The sequence below is a fragment of the Bacillus paramobilis genome, from assembly GCF_038096195.1.
GTDB lineage: Bacteria > Bacillota > Bacilli > Bacillales > Bacillaceae_G > Bacillus_A > Bacillus_A mobilis.
In genome coordinates this window covers 321,865-335,546 of sequence record NZ_CP151108.1, presented here as the reverse complement: position 1 = coordinate 335,546, position 13,682 = coordinate 321,865, and the positions used below count along the sequence as shown (strand labels likewise).

Genomic DNA, 13,682 nt, shown 5'->3' with positions numbered 1-13,682 from the left:
CTATTTTTTATTTTTTACTCCTCATTTCATATTTCCAAAATATAGTTTGTTTGAGAGTCCCACTATTGGAGAAAGATATACATAATAAGAAAAGGATTATATTTTCTTTTTTACATCTTGATTGTCAAACTGAGGGTGAATGTTATGATCAAGCGAATATTTCAATACATTATTTTATTTTTAACAATTACTATGTACGCGTCATCTCATGCAGGAGCGACTACAATGATTCCTGCTGAACATCATCCAAATACTGAAACTACCTCTCCTATCAAAAAAATCGCGTACTTAACATTTGATGACGGACCAAACAAATATACTACGCAAATTTTAAACATCTTAAAAGAAAAGAACGGAAAAGCAACTTTCTTTGTTATTGGTGGAAAAGTGCCACATTATAAAAAAACAATGCAACGATTAATTAAAGACGGGCATTATATCGGACTTCACAGTATGTCACACGATGTAAAACGCCTTTATACTGGTGATCCATCTGCTTTAATTACAGAAATGGAACAAACACAAACCATTGTTCAACAAGTTACAAAATTAAATACACATCTCGTTCGTGTCCCGTATGGTAGCATGCCTTACTTAAAAAAGAATTACCGTGATGCACTTGTATCCGCCCAATATAAAATGTGGGATTGGACAATCGATACATACGATTGGAAAAGCTATGACAATCCTTCAGCCATACTAGAAAGAGTACGTAATCAGAGCGATGAACAAGTCGAAGTAATTTTAATGCATGATTCGAGTGTAACCGTACAAATACTGCCCAAAGTAATTGATTACTTACAGTCACAAGGATACAAACTTCTTCCCTATAATCCATCTTCTCACCTCGAAGTGAACTTTTGGAAAGACACAAGATTGTAACAGCTTTAGTGCCTATATGCTAAAGCTGTTTTATTTTTCTCTTCCCACCCTTCCCATTTTTGTGTAAAATTTTAAATAGTGATGAAGTTTCGAGGTGAATAGAAATGAAACGAATAGATCTCATTTTTAACGCAATGCAAGAAGGAAATTATACAGAAGGTGTAACCGCATCAGAACTCGCTACCCTATTGCAGCTAGATCGCGCCAATGTAAGTAGCGACTTAAACAAACTTGTAAAAGATAAACGTTTATTAAAAACAAATACGCGTCCTGTTCGTTTTTATATAGAAACGAACGCTTCGTTGGAAACGCATTCAAAGGAAATGACTTCATTAGATACATTTGCAATTGAAAATACAAGCCTTAAAATCGCAATCGAAAAAGCGAAAGCTTCTATTCTCTATCCTCCAAACGGTATGCATACTTTACTGCTAGGAGAAACAGGAGTCGGAAAATCTATGTTCGCTTCTTTAATGCACGAATATGCAATTGAAGTTGAACAGCTTCCTAAAAATGCACCATTTATCGTCTTTAACTGTGCTGATTACGCAAATAATCCACAGCTACTACTGGGGCAGTTATTTGGGATTAAAAAAGGAGCTTATACAGGGGCAAGTGATCAAAAAGGGTTAATTGAAAAAGCACATGAAGGGATCCTCTTCTTAGATGAAGTACATCGTCTTCCTCCAGAGGGACAAGAAATGCTTTTCACCTTTATTGACCGCGGGGTATACCGCCGCCTTGGAGAAACAGAAAACGAGCGTAAAGCACAAGTATTAATCATTACTGCAACAACAGAAGAACCGAATTCATTTTTATTAAAAACATTTACAAGACGTATACCGATGACCGTTACGCTGCCACCACTTCGTGAGCGTACACATAAAGAACGCTTTGCTTTACTACAACTATTTTTCACAAATGAAGCGATACGCCTACGAAAAGAAATTCACGTTAGCCCGAATACAATGCGTGCCTTCGTCTTTTATAATTGTCCCAATAACATCGGGCAATTAAAAACGGATGTACAAATTGCCTGTGCGAAAGCCTATTCTGACTTTGTGACAAAGAAACGTGATTCTGTTTATGTTTCAAGTACAGATTTACCTTGGTATATGAAAGAAGGGCTATTCATTGAAAGAAAGAGCCGTCATCTATACCAAATACCAAATGAAACATTTGTATTTACAGGTAATGAAGGTTGGAGTAATCATAAAATAGAGAATGAAAAACAGTCTTCTATATACGATTATATTGATTATAAATACGAAGAACTTCAAGCTCGCGGTATTGAAGAGGAAGAATTAGAATTACTAATAGAAAATGATATTCAAAGCTTTTTCGTACAATATTTTAACCAAATATCAAAAAAGACAAGTCATGAAAATGTTTTTAAAATTGTGGATCGTAATATCGTTTCCGTTTGTGAAAAAATTGCGGTACTTGCTGAGAAGCATTTATCTAAGACGTTTGATGAAAAAGTATTTCTCGCTTTAAGTTTACATGTACAGACAACTCTACAACGTTTGCAAGCTGGGAAACAAATTCATCACCCACAATTAAATCAAATTCGTACGAAATACAAAGAAGCTTTTTCCGTAGCTATGCAATGCATTCAACTACTGGAGGACGAATTACAAATAACAATGCCTATTGATGAAGCAGGCTTTTTAACAATGTTCTTCGTTGTTGATCCAATTCCTGCCTCACAAACAGAAGTAAAAGTATTAATATTAGCGCACGGTAACGGCATCGCAACAGAAATGGCAAACGTCGCAAACGAACTTCTCGGCATTGAGGAAGTAACCGGTATTGATATGCCGTTACATGAATCGCCGAAAGATTTCTTAGAGCGTGTGAAAGTGTATATGAAAACACTCCAAAATGTAAATGGACTTCTCTTACTCGTTGATATGGGCTCGCTTGCTTATATTGGGGATATATTAGAAACTGAGTTCAAAATTCCGGTACGTGTTCTTTCCATGACGAGCACTCCACATGCACTAGAAGCAGCTCGAAAAGCACAGCTTGGCTACTCGTTAGATGCATTATATGAAACAGTGAAGAACTTAACACCGTTTTACTTAAACGTACAAGAAGAAAAGAAAAAGCCACTATCACCAATGAAATCTGTTATTTTGACAGCTTGTTTAACTGGGGAAGGCAGCGCTTTAGCTATTCAAAAAATGTTAGAGAACTATTTGCGATTTGACAAAGACTTAATTGAAATTATTCCGATTAGTATCGTCCATGAAAAAGATTTAACGAAAATGATTGAGAACATAAAAAAAGAGCGGAATATCATTTGTATCGTCACAAATTTCGATGTGCAAGTGCCATGCTTAACATATCATTTCCAAGACATTGTAAACTACACAGCAATTCAGCCAATTCAAGAATTAATTACGTATGAAGAAACATATGCAAAAATGGCTGATATTCTGGAACAACAAATGCAGCGGAACGACGGAGCATTACTTATTAAAACAATTCGTTACGCATTAAATACAATTCAAGAATTGATTTCCTTACAGCTAACTCCTGACAGCTTAATGGGTGTGATCCTGCATATGAGCTGTATGGTTGACCGTCTTCAAAAAGGAGAAAGCCTCCTCCCTCATCCAGATAAAGAGAAACGCAGACAAGATGAGTACTGGATGTATATGAAAGTGAAAAAAGCATTGCAACCGATTGAAAATACATTTGAAATACAAATACCTGATGACGAAGTGTTTTATGTTATGGACTTCTTCATTAAAAATCAGCCTGTAAAAAATTAATCGAGGCAGTTGTTTAACTATATCGACCGCAACGCGGATTATATCAGCGATTTTCCAGATAAATCGATTTACAGGCAAAAATCGCTAAAATTTGCACCTTATAGCAGAAAAGGCTGTTCCAAAATATGGACAGCCTTTTTTCTACTTCTTTACTTTCCTGATTCTCCCCCTGATTTCGCCCTTCTTATTGGACTTCGTATAAACATTTACATATACATTCGCCTCAATGATTTCTTGCAGTAAGCTATCAAACGCTCTTCCCTGTAAAGGCCCTTCAAAATCATCCACATTGACTACACCAGTCACGACTCCTTCATTTACACTAATACCTTGCTTTAGCGGACCAAACAAATTTAAAACAACTGGACCAATTTGATCCGTTTTCCCTAAATGAATTTGGCATGATGTAACTTTTTCGATGTTTTTCAATATGACCCGATATTGCAATTTCTTTAAATCACCACTAAATATGAACTCTGTTACACCATAAGCTTCTGTATTTACAGGAGGTATTTCCCTCTTGCCTGTTAACCTCGCAAAGAAATGTGTTGTCATACGGGCATTCTCCTTATATAAATTTCCCAGCACTACTTCTACTACTTTATGGTTTATACATAATCATTTATGACTTTTTCAAGTTTTAATTACGAAGAAAAGATTCACATAATCTTTACATTAGAATCGTTCCTTTTTCTTTACTACCTCTTGTATAATGCACTTAGGAAAGCATTCTAGGAGGTCATTTTGGCAAATAACAAATACACTTTTCAAACATTATTAGAGATTTTTCTCGTCTCATTTAAATTAGGACTTACTTCATTTGGTGGTCCTGTCGCCCATCTCGGCTATTTCCACCACGAATATGTACAAAAAAGAAAATGGATGGATGAACGAAGCTATGGAGATTTAGTAGCACTATGTCAATTCCTTCCTGGCCCTGCTAGCAGTCAAGTCGGTATGGGGGTTGGATTATTAAGAGGCGGGGTATTAGGAGCTATTATTTCATGGATTGGATTCACTTTACCGTCTGTGCTTGTTTTGGTTTTCTTCGCCTCATTCCTTAATCAATTCAATCTTGGAAGTGCTGGCTGGATTCACGGACTAAAACTTGTAGCAGTCGCTATTGTTGCTCATGCCATATGGGGAATGGCACAAAAATTAACGCCAGACCGAAATCGTGCGACAATCGCTATTATAACTGCCGCAATCGCCTTATTATGGCCAAGCAGCTGGACACAAGTCATCCTCATTATAATATCTGGCTTTATCGGCTGGTTTTTATATCGCAACCAACCAATTAGCCAATCTCAACATATAAAAGTACCTATTTCAAAAAAGATAGCAGTTTCTTGTCTCGTCTTATTCTTCGGGCTGTTACTACTGCTACCAATATTAAGACCGTTCTCTTATTACATCGCTTTATTTGATAGTTTCTATCGCTCTGGTGCACTTGTATTCGGAGGCGGACACGTCGTGCTGCCCCTCCTTGAAGGTGAGTTCGTACAAAATGGAATGATGACGAAAGAACAGTTTCTAGCTGGATACGGATTAACACAAGCCGTACCAGGTCCACTATTTACATTCGCCTCTTATATAGGAGCAGTGTTAAACGGGACGCTTGGAGCCATACTCGCAACAATTGCGATCTTTCTTCCTGCTTTCTTACTCGTTATTGGTGTTTTACCATTTTGGGACAGTGTAAGAAAAATATCTTTCATACAAGGGGCACTACTTGGAGTCAATGCAGCTGTTGTCGGTATTTTATTAGCAGCTTTTTATGATCCTATTTGGACAAGCACAATTATGAACGCTATAGATTTTGTTTTTGCGTCTCTTCTATTTTGCTTGCTCGCTTTTTGGAAAACACCACCTTGGGTTATCGTTATACTCGGAGCCTTCGGCGGATATATTCTATCCATCTTGTAAGCACAAAAAAAACGACGGCATTATATAGCCGTCGTTTTTCTATTAAAACTTCACAAGTTCTATTCCTTCAGGTAACTCGCTCTCTGTTAAAATGCGCAATTCTTTCACACGATCCATCACGTAAGAAGAACGCTTCACAAGCTCTGGATCAATATAAGCTGGATGAACCATAATTTCTACCGTTTGTTCATCTTGTACTCTTTCTTTTAACTGCACAAAGTAATCTTCCGTCACACCATCCGCGTAAAAATCACTGTAAAACACATCTGAAAATGGGCGCACCGCTCGCTCTTCCTCACAACGACGAATCGGAACATTATATGTAGCCGCTAACCTCTCAAGAACATCGTGCAAGATGGGCAACCCATGCACGTGATGATGACTATCTAAATGCGTTGGTTTTAATCCATAAGATAAGAATTTCTCAATTTGAGCAGTCCATTCTCTCTCCACTTCTTCTGGATTTACCTTCCCTTCCCATACGACGCTTTGTTTATGAAACAATCCATCGCTACTTACAAGTGATGGTACATCTCCAAGAAGTGGTTCTCCTGCTGTTAATACGAGATGTACGCCTACTCCGAGTAGGTTATACTCTTTTGCTAAGCGTACCGCATGCTCTGTTCCTGGCATATTCATCATCATTGTCGTTGAATTTACCAGTCCATTTATATGTCCATCAATAATGCCGTAATTTGTACCTTCTGTAAGACCGAAATCATCTGCATTTACAATTAACTTAATCATCATAATACCTCCTTAATAGAATAAAAAAAGCGGGCTAAATAGCGCCGCTTTATTTCTCTACCTTTTTGAAGAACTGTGGAAGATATTCTTTATGTGCTTCCAACATTTCATCTAAAATTTGTTTTGCAACTTTATCTGATGGTACAAGTGGATTAATTGTCATAGCAAGCAGCGCTTTATGATAATCCCCTGTAACAGCAGCTTCAATTGTTGTGCGCTCAAATGATTTAATTTGCTGTACTAAACCGCGAACTGGTACGGGAAGATCTCCAACTGCAATTGGTTTTGGACCTTCTTTCGTAATAATGCAGTTCACTTCAACAGCCGAATCATGTGGTAAGCTTGCAATTGTTCCGTTGTTTCGTGTATTAACAGGCTGAATATCACCTTTATTATTGTAAATAGACGTAATTAAACTACATGCAGCGTCACTATAATAAGCGCCGCCACGTTTTTCTAATTGTGGTGGTTTAATATCTAAGTTCGGGTCTTTATATAACTCGAATAAATCATCTTCTAATTGTTTTACTACTTCTGCACGTGTACCTTTTTCAACTGAAGCTTCTTTCTCTTCTTCTAACATTTCACGTGTTTTGTAGTAGTAACGATGGTATGGACATGGAATTGCACGAAGGCCGCGAATAAAGTCTGGCTCCCAGTTAAGCGCTGCAATATTTTCCATCGTAATTTGCTTTTCTGGATCTGTTACAAGCTCTAACACACGATCCATTACACTTACGCCATCTAAATATACGTCTAATCCGTATACCATGTGATTTAAACCTGCAAAATCAACGTGGACACGACTTGCATCTACCTCAAGTAATCTTGCAAGACCCATACGGATTCCGATTGGAACGTTACATAGACCAACTACTCTTTGAATATTTGTATAGCGAAGGACAGCTTCTGTTACCATACCAGCTGGGTTCGCGAAGTTAATTAACCACGCATTCGGACAAAGCTCCTCCATATCCTTACAAATATCTAAAATAACAGGAATCGTTCTCAGCGCTTTGAATAAACCACCAGGACCATTTGTTTCCTGACCGATTACATCATATTTTAACGGGATTGCTTCATCTTTTGCACGAGCTTCTAATAAACCTACGCGAAGCTGCGTCGTTACGAAATCAGCACCTTTTAATGCTTCACGGCGATCGAGTGTTAAATGTACCTCGATTGGTAAACCGGATTTTTTCACCATACGTTTCGCTAAGTTACCAACGATTTCTAACTTTTCTTTTCCTGCCTCAATATCTACTAACCAAATTTCACGAACAGGAAGCTCATCATAACGCTTAATAAATCCTTCAATTAACTCTGGTGTATAACTAGATCCACCGCCGATTGTAGCAATTTTAATTCCAGTCATGCTTTATTCCCCTTTCGCTTCTAACTTTTTATAAAGGTCAATAAATTCTGCTGCTAATTCTTTCACTGTAATCGCATTCATTAAATGATCCTGTGCATGAATTAAAAGAACACTAACCTCTGTTTTTTCTCCTCTTGCTTCTGATTGTATGAGCTCTGTTTGGAAATGATGCGCTTCATTAATCGCTTCTTTCGCCTTTACCATCGCTTCATCAGCCTCTGCCATTTTCCCCTGTTTGGCAAATTGAAGTGCCTCCATTGCAAAGCTTCGTGCATTACCACTATTTAAAATTAATTGGAATGGAATTTGTTCTGCTGTAGTCATCATAATTACCGCCCTCTCTATTATGGTTCAACCGATTGAAATACCCCTTCAGTTTGAACATTTCTATTAAAATATTAATTTATGAATGATAGTTTGGTGTTCTTGTAGATGGGTCTCATCTTTTTGAACATGATATAAAGGTAATTGTTCTCACAGACAATGCTGTCTGTGAGAACAATCTTTATGTTACATAGGTACAGAGTTGTTATTTCCTTGCGCTGCTGCTTTTTCAGTACGAACAACAGAACGGTCAGATAATACAACGAATGGATAGTAGATTACCATCGCAATTACAAAGTTGAATAACTGTAGAATTGCACCTGAAAGATGTCCACCTGTTACAAGATAACCACTAATAATTGGTGGTGTTGCCCACGGAATCATCACAACTGTTTTTGGTACCCAACCAATAGATATAGCTGTATAAGAAGTAATTACTAATACAATTGGTGTTAGGATAAACGGTAAGAATAAAATTGGATTTAAAATAATTGGTGTACCAAAGATTACTGGTTCGTTAATGTTGAATGCACCTGGTCCAATTGATAAGCGAGATACACCGCGTAATTGTGCACTTTTTGCTACAATTAATACGACCACTAAGAACGCTAATGTTGCACCAGAACCACCAAGATATACGAAAGTATCAAAGAATGGTTTTGTAACAATGTTTGGAACATCAAATGCAGATGTACCACCTTTGAATAAATTCATGTTTTTCTCTAATGCCGGTAAGTATAATGGCTCAATAATACCACCAACGATATTTGGACCATGTAAACCGAAGAACCAAAGAAGATGAACAAGGAGTACAATGACAATTGCACTTGGTAATGTCCCTGCTAAACTTTGCAGTGGTGATTGAATCGTATTAAAGATAAATTCATGAACACTTGTACCAGCTAATTTCACTGCTAATTGAATACCTGCAACTACTGTTAAGATAACAAATGCTGGAACTATAGCTGCGAAAGATCTTAAAACTGCTGGTGGTACTCCATCAGGCATTTTAAAAGTAATGTTTCTTTGTACAAAGAAACGGAATACTTCAGTAACAAGGAGTGCCACAATAATTGCTACGAATAACCCTTGTGCCCCTGTCCAAGCTAAGTTCAATCCGCCTTCTTTCGGTGTTGTTGGCGTAAGAATAATTAACGCACCAAATGAAATAATACCTGCTGACAAACCATCAACGCCGTAAGATTTTGCTAAGTTATAACTTGTTGTAAATGCTATGATTAGTGCTAAAATTGCGAAAGAACCAGTCCACATTCCACCGCCAACTTGTTTCCACGTTTCACCAAACAAACCTTTCATGAACTCTTGGAAAGCTTCAGACGGAAAACCATTAATTAGTGATGCCAGTGCACCAACTAAAATAAGTGGCATAACTGCAATAAATCCATCACGAATCGCAGCTAAGTGACGTTGCGATCCGATTTTACCAGCGACAGGAACAATATATTTCTCCATAAATGCAATAAATTTTTGCATTTCGCTTCCCCCCTAATTATTTTTTAAGTGTTAACGCGTGATCTAAAACTGCTTCTCCATTCATCATGCCGTAGTGCATTGGATTAATAACATCGATTCCAACATTTCTCTCATCAGCAAGCGTTTTCATTGAAGAAAGCATGTAACGAACTTGTGGTCCTAGTAATAATACATCTGCTTGATCGATATTTGTTTTTACTGCATCCCCAGATACAGCCCAAATCTTTCCTTCTAGACCGCGAGCTTTTGCAGCCGCTTCCATTTTTGTAACTAGTAAACTTGTAGACATCCCTGCTGAGCAACATAATAAAATATTCATTTGAAAATCCCCCTTGTGTAGTATAAAAAATTTATGTTTATTTATTTTTCTTTACGCTATTTATTAATGCAATTAGCGTGCCAACTTTTTAAAACCACTAAAATCAGCACTTTTTCGACTGTTTCCTTTGTGTGTTAACGCTTTCAATTAGTGTGTCACCCAAAAAACACACAGTGTGTTATAAAACAACACGCTTTTAACACATAACTGTATGAAAATAGATTAGTGTTTAGTTGTCTAGTTGTATTTAAAACAAAAAACACTATTTTTTTAAAGTGTGAAAATATAATACCGAAAAATATACTATTTCAACTCAAATCAAAAACAAATACCTATTCAAGATATTCGTCTAGTTATTGTCCAGTCAAACTCTATTAAATTACATAGAATAGAAGAAAATAAAGTATTTTGAAAGGGGATTCCAATGCCAAAGCATAGAAAAAAGAATAGAATGAAGATTTATAGAATACAGGTTCCAAATAAATGGTATAAACAAGAAGAGGATTCTGAATTAAATTCCAACACGGATACACTAGATCAAAAGGACACTGAAGACAAACCTGATAAACAGGACAAACACGATAAACAAGACAAACCTGATAAACAAGACAAACCTGATAAACAAGACAAACCTGATAAACAAGTACAATCGGAAAATGTAAGCATAGTACCCACAGATTCACACAGCTTAGATGTATGGGATGAAATTTCACTAAAAGAAATACAAACTGGTGAACATACAAGTTTATTTGAAAAAAAAAGTAATTATCAAAACATTAATTTACTCCAAGTAAGCGACATTCGTCTATATTTGGATAAGCAACTACAATTTAGTTCCGTCGATGAGCAAATTTATCATGAAGCACTCGTGCATCCGATTATGTCAAAGGTAATAGATCCCAAACGCGTTCTCATCTTAGGCGGTGGCGATGGTCTTGCTTTAAGAGAAGTTTTAAAATATGAAACAGTTCTACATGTAGACCTTGTCGACTTAGACGAAGAAATGATTACGATGGCTCGCAATGTTCCAGAATTAGCTTCTTTAAACCAACGTGCATTTTTTGATGAGCGTGCAAATGTACATGTATGTGACGCAAAAGAATTTCTGAACTCTCCTTCCTCTTTATATGATGTAATTATTATTGATTTTCCTGATCCAGCGACGGAATTATTAAGTACTTTATATACAAGTGAACTATTTGCTCGTATAGCTACGTTTTTAACAGAAGATGGTGCATTCGTCTGTCAATCTAATTCACCTGCTGATGCACCTCTTGTATATTGGAGCATCGGTAACACAATTGAACATGCTGGATTAACTGTGAAAAGTTATCATACAATCGTCCCATCTTTCGGAACTGACTGGGGATTTCATATTGCCGCTAACTCTGCCTATATACTCGATCAAATTGAACAATTATATGTTGTGCCAACTCCTCGAACATTACCTTCTCTTCTTGCTCCTTTGTTTCAATTTAAAGAAGAACATCTAGAACACCGTAATAATGCCGTTTTAAATTTAGAATCTGAACTTATCCTACATCATTGCTATCAAAAAGAGATGCAATTTTGACAAGGAGGGTATAAATATATGGAATATTCCACGTTTGGGCGTCATATAATAGTAGATTTATGGGGCGTGGATTTTTCTCTATTAAATGATGTTCATTTTTTAGAGCATCATCTAATAGATGCTGCGAATCGCTCTGGTGCTCACGTTTTAAATGTAAGTAACAAAGAATTTCACCCATATGGAGTAACGGTATTACTTTTATTATCAGAAAGCCATCTCTCTATTCACACTTATCCTGAAAAGAAATTTGCAGCAATTGATTGTTATACTTGTGGCACATCTGTCGATCCTCAAGAAGCCATTGATTCAATAATAAGTGTATTAAAACCAGAGCGTATGCATATAAAAAAATTAATTCGTGGTGTAGGAGAATTTATTACTATCAATTAGTTACCATTCCCATTTCCCACGAAGAAGGAGGCTTGTTAATATGAAAATACCATCAGTGGGGCTCATAACACTCCACTGTTGGTACGCACACATACATAGTTTATTCATCTTAATTGATAATTTAATTTCGTGATTTTTCGTTTCCAATATAAAGTCATCATAAACCATATAACGACGTAAGTAATAATGAAATTATCTTTACAAAACATAAAAAAACCTTGCATACGCAAGGTTCATTCAGGCATCGACATCTTCCTATATAATTCTACAAATTCACTCGCTAATTCCTTCACCGTAATCGCATTCATTAAATGATCTTGCGCGTGCACCATCAGAAGGGTAACTTCGGTCTTTTCACCACCAGCTTCTTTCTGTATGAGCTCCGTTTGTACACGGTGCGCCTCTTTTAATTCCTCTAACGCTTCTTGTAATTTCGCTTCCGCTTCTGTAAACTCTCCACGCTTTGCACAATCAATTGCTTCCATTGAACAACTTCTCGCATTTCCCCCATGCAAAATTAAATGAAAAGCCTTTGTCTCTATCGTATCCATTTTAGTTCACTACTCCCCCTTTTCTTCCGCCACTTTTTGTTTATCCCATATTTTTAAGAACGGTAAATAAATGAAGAATGCAAGCGCAAAGTTAACGAGTTGCAAAATAACACCTGAAATTTTCCCGCCTGATCCTAAATATCCACTAAATAGAATTGGTGTCGTCCAAGGAACAGCAGCCCCACTCGGACGAGCAACTAATCCCCATTCCATTGCGAAGTAAGAAACAATCGTTAACACAACCGGAACCAATATAAATGGAATTAGTAAAATTGGGTTCATGACAATCGGCATACCAAAAGTTACCATCTCATTAATATTAAATATACCAGGTGCAATTGACAATCTCCCTAAACTTTTTAATTGCTGACTTCGTGCAAACAATAACATTCCAATAACTAAAGCAAGTGTTGCACCAGATCCACCCATATAAATCCATAAATCAAAAAACTGTGCAGTAATCGTATTTGGTATATCTTGCCCTGCTTGGTAAGCAATTCGGTTTTGATCCATTAACGATAACCAAACCGGACTCATTACACCACCAACAATAGTAGCTCCATGAATTCCACATGACCAAAGAACATGAACGAGAATAACAGCTATTATTGCACCCCAAAGACTAGCACCAAGTACACTAAGTGGTTCCTGTAAAATTTGCCCCACAATATTATGGATACTGCCAAAAGAAGTATTTTCTATAATTAAGCGTAAAATCCAAATAACCGTTACAACAATAAATCCTGGAACAAGCGCGGCAAATGAACGTGTCACAGCTGGCGGAACTGTCTCTGGCATTTTTATAATTATCTTTTTTTGTACAATAAACCGATAAAGTTCAGTAGATATAAGTGCAATAATCATTGCTACAAATAACCCTTGGCTTCCCATTAATGCAGCTGGGATAGCACCTTCTACAAGTACACTCTCTTTTGTACTTGGTATAATATATGCAACTTGAAATGGCGTCGCAAGTAAAAATGTCACAAGCGACAATGCCCCGGATGCTAAAGCGTCCACCTTATAATATTCTCCAAGTCTGTAAGCGATTCCAAAAACAGCTATTAAAGCCATTATATTAAAAGTTGCACTAACTGGATACCCCAAAGCCCTCTGCCAATTCTCCCCAAACAAACCTGCCATAAAATCATTATAACCTGGTATTGGTAAAGCACTAATGATGAGGAAAAATGACCCTATAATTAAGAAAGGCATCGTCAATACAAGTCCATCACGAATCGCTAGCAAGTGTCTTTGTTCTGCAACCTTCCCTGCTACTGGCATTACATATTTCTCTAAAAACCGTACCATCTATCCCACT

At 36.9% G+C, this 13,682-nt stretch carries 14 protein-coding genes; 5 read left to right on the top strand and 9 right to left on the bottom strand.

Going from position 1 to position 13,682, the window contains the following annotated elements; genetic code table 11:
• Positions 1-144: 144 nt before the first annotated feature.
• Together AABL52_RS01570 and AABL52_RS01565 are read left to right on the top strand one after the other, a co-directional pair.
• Positions 145-882, top strand: a complete 738-nt coding sequence (locus AABL52_RS01570; protein WP_000595800.1) for a polysaccharide deacetylase family protein — start codon at positions 145-147, stop codon at positions 880-882.
• A 104-nt stretch (positions 883-986) separates the two neighbouring features.
• Complete coding sequence (locus tag AABL52_RS01565; protein ID WP_000820985.1) at positions 987-3,662, top strand: sigma 54-interacting transcriptional regulator; 2,676 nt, start codon at positions 987-989, stop codon at positions 3,660-3,662.
• Positions 3,663-3,803: 141 nt separating this feature from the next.
• Here the strand turns inward: AABL52_RS01565 and exsM are convergent, their stop codons facing one another.
• Positions 3,804-4,217, bottom strand: a complete 414-nt coding sequence (gene exsM / locus AABL52_RS01560) for an exosporium regulatory protein ExsM (RefSeq protein ID WP_000207038.1) — start codon at positions 4,215-4,217, stop codon at positions 3,804-3,806.
• A gap of 189 nt (positions 4,218-4,406) precedes the next feature.
• Here exsM and AABL52_RS01555 point away from each other — a divergent pair, with 189 nt between their 5' ends.
• The gene (locus AABL52_RS01555) at positions 4,407-5,588 is read left to right on the top strand and encodes a chromate transporter (RefSeq protein ID WP_000002747.1); all 1,182 of its coding nucleotides are present in this window, start codon (positions 4,407-4,409) and stop codon (positions 5,586-5,588) included.
• A gap of 42 nt (positions 5,589-5,630) precedes the next feature.
• Here the strand turns inward: AABL52_RS01555 and chbG are convergent, their stop codons facing one another.
• The 5 genes from chbG to AABL52_RS01530 form a co-directional block, all read right to left on the bottom strand.
• The gene (gene chbG / locus AABL52_RS01550; RefSeq protein ID WP_340421484.1) at positions 5,631-6,335 is read right to left on the bottom strand and encodes a chitin disaccharide deacetylase; all 705 of its coding nucleotides are present in this window, start codon (positions 6,333-6,335) and stop codon (positions 5,631-5,633) included.
• 49 nt (positions 6,336-6,384) lie between these two features.
• Positions 6,385-7,710 carry a 6-phospho-beta-glucosidase gene (celF, locus tag AABL52_RS01545; RefSeq protein ID WP_000145768.1) on the bottom strand — a complete coding sequence of 442 codons (1,326 nt, stop codon included), beginning with the start codon at positions 7,708-7,710 and terminating at the stop codon, positions 6,385-6,387.
• A 3-nt stretch (positions 7,711-7,713) separates the two neighbouring features.
• Positions 7,714-8,037, bottom strand: coding sequence for a PTS lactose/cellobiose transporter subunit IIA (locus AABL52_RS01540; RefSeq protein WP_000989055.1), 324 nt, complete (start codon positions 8,035-8,037; stop codon positions 7,714-7,716).
• Positions 8,038-8,220: 183 nt separating this feature from the next.
• Entirely contained in the window at positions 8,221-9,528 is a 1,308-nt protein-coding gene (gene celB / locus AABL52_RS01535) for a PTS cellobiose transporter subunit IIC (RefSeq protein WP_001168833.1), read from the bottom strand.
• A gap of 16 nt (positions 9,529-9,544) precedes the next feature.
• The gene (locus AABL52_RS01530; protein ID WP_001023569.1) at positions 9,545-9,847 is read right to left on the bottom strand and encodes a PTS sugar transporter subunit IIB; all 303 of its coding nucleotides are present in this window, start codon (positions 9,845-9,847) and stop codon (positions 9,545-9,547) included.
• 424 nt (positions 9,848-10,271) lie between these two features.
• On the opposite strand from AABL52_RS01530, the gene AABL52_RS01525 reads away from it, so the two are divergent.
• Positions 10,272-11,420: a polyamine aminopropyltransferase gene (locus tag AABL52_RS01525; RefSeq protein WP_341518802.1), complete on the top strand. Its 1,149-nt coding sequence runs from the start codon at positions 10,272-10,274 to the stop codon at positions 11,418-11,420.
• An 18-nt stretch (positions 11,421-11,438) separates the two neighbouring features.
• A complete protein-coding gene (gene speD / locus AABL52_RS01520; RefSeq protein WP_340421481.1) occupies positions 11,439-11,810 on the top strand; it encodes an adenosylmethionine decarboxylase in 372 nt (123 codons plus the stop codon).
• A gap of 104 nt (positions 11,811-11,914) precedes the next feature.
• Here the strand turns inward: speD and AABL52_RS01515 are convergent, their stop codons facing one another.
• The 3 genes from AABL52_RS01515 to celB (AABL52_RS01505) all read right to left on the bottom strand — a co-directional run bounded on the left by AABL52_RS01515 (position 11,915) and on the right by celB (AABL52_RS01505) (position 13,672).
• Positions 11,915-11,968 carry a hypothetical protein gene (locus tag AABL52_RS01515; RefSeq protein ID WP_232289224.1) on the bottom strand — a complete coding sequence of 18 codons (54 nt, stop codon included), beginning with the start codon at positions 11,966-11,968 and terminating at the stop codon, positions 11,915-11,917.
• A 75-nt stretch (positions 11,969-12,043) separates the two neighbouring features.
• Positions 12,044-12,361, bottom strand: coding sequence for a PTS lactose/cellobiose transporter subunit IIA (locus AABL52_RS01510; RefSeq protein WP_097844742.1), 318 nt, complete (start codon positions 12,359-12,361; stop codon positions 12,044-12,046).
• A 9-nt stretch (positions 12,362-12,370) separates the two neighbouring features.
• On the bottom strand, positions 12,371-13,672 hold the full coding sequence (gene celB / locus AABL52_RS01505) for a PTS cellobiose transporter subunit IIC (RefSeq protein ID WP_098238593.1): 1,302 nt from the start codon (positions 13,670-13,672) through the stop codon (positions 12,371-12,373).
• Between the last annotated feature and the right edge of the window lie 10 nt (positions 13,673-13,682).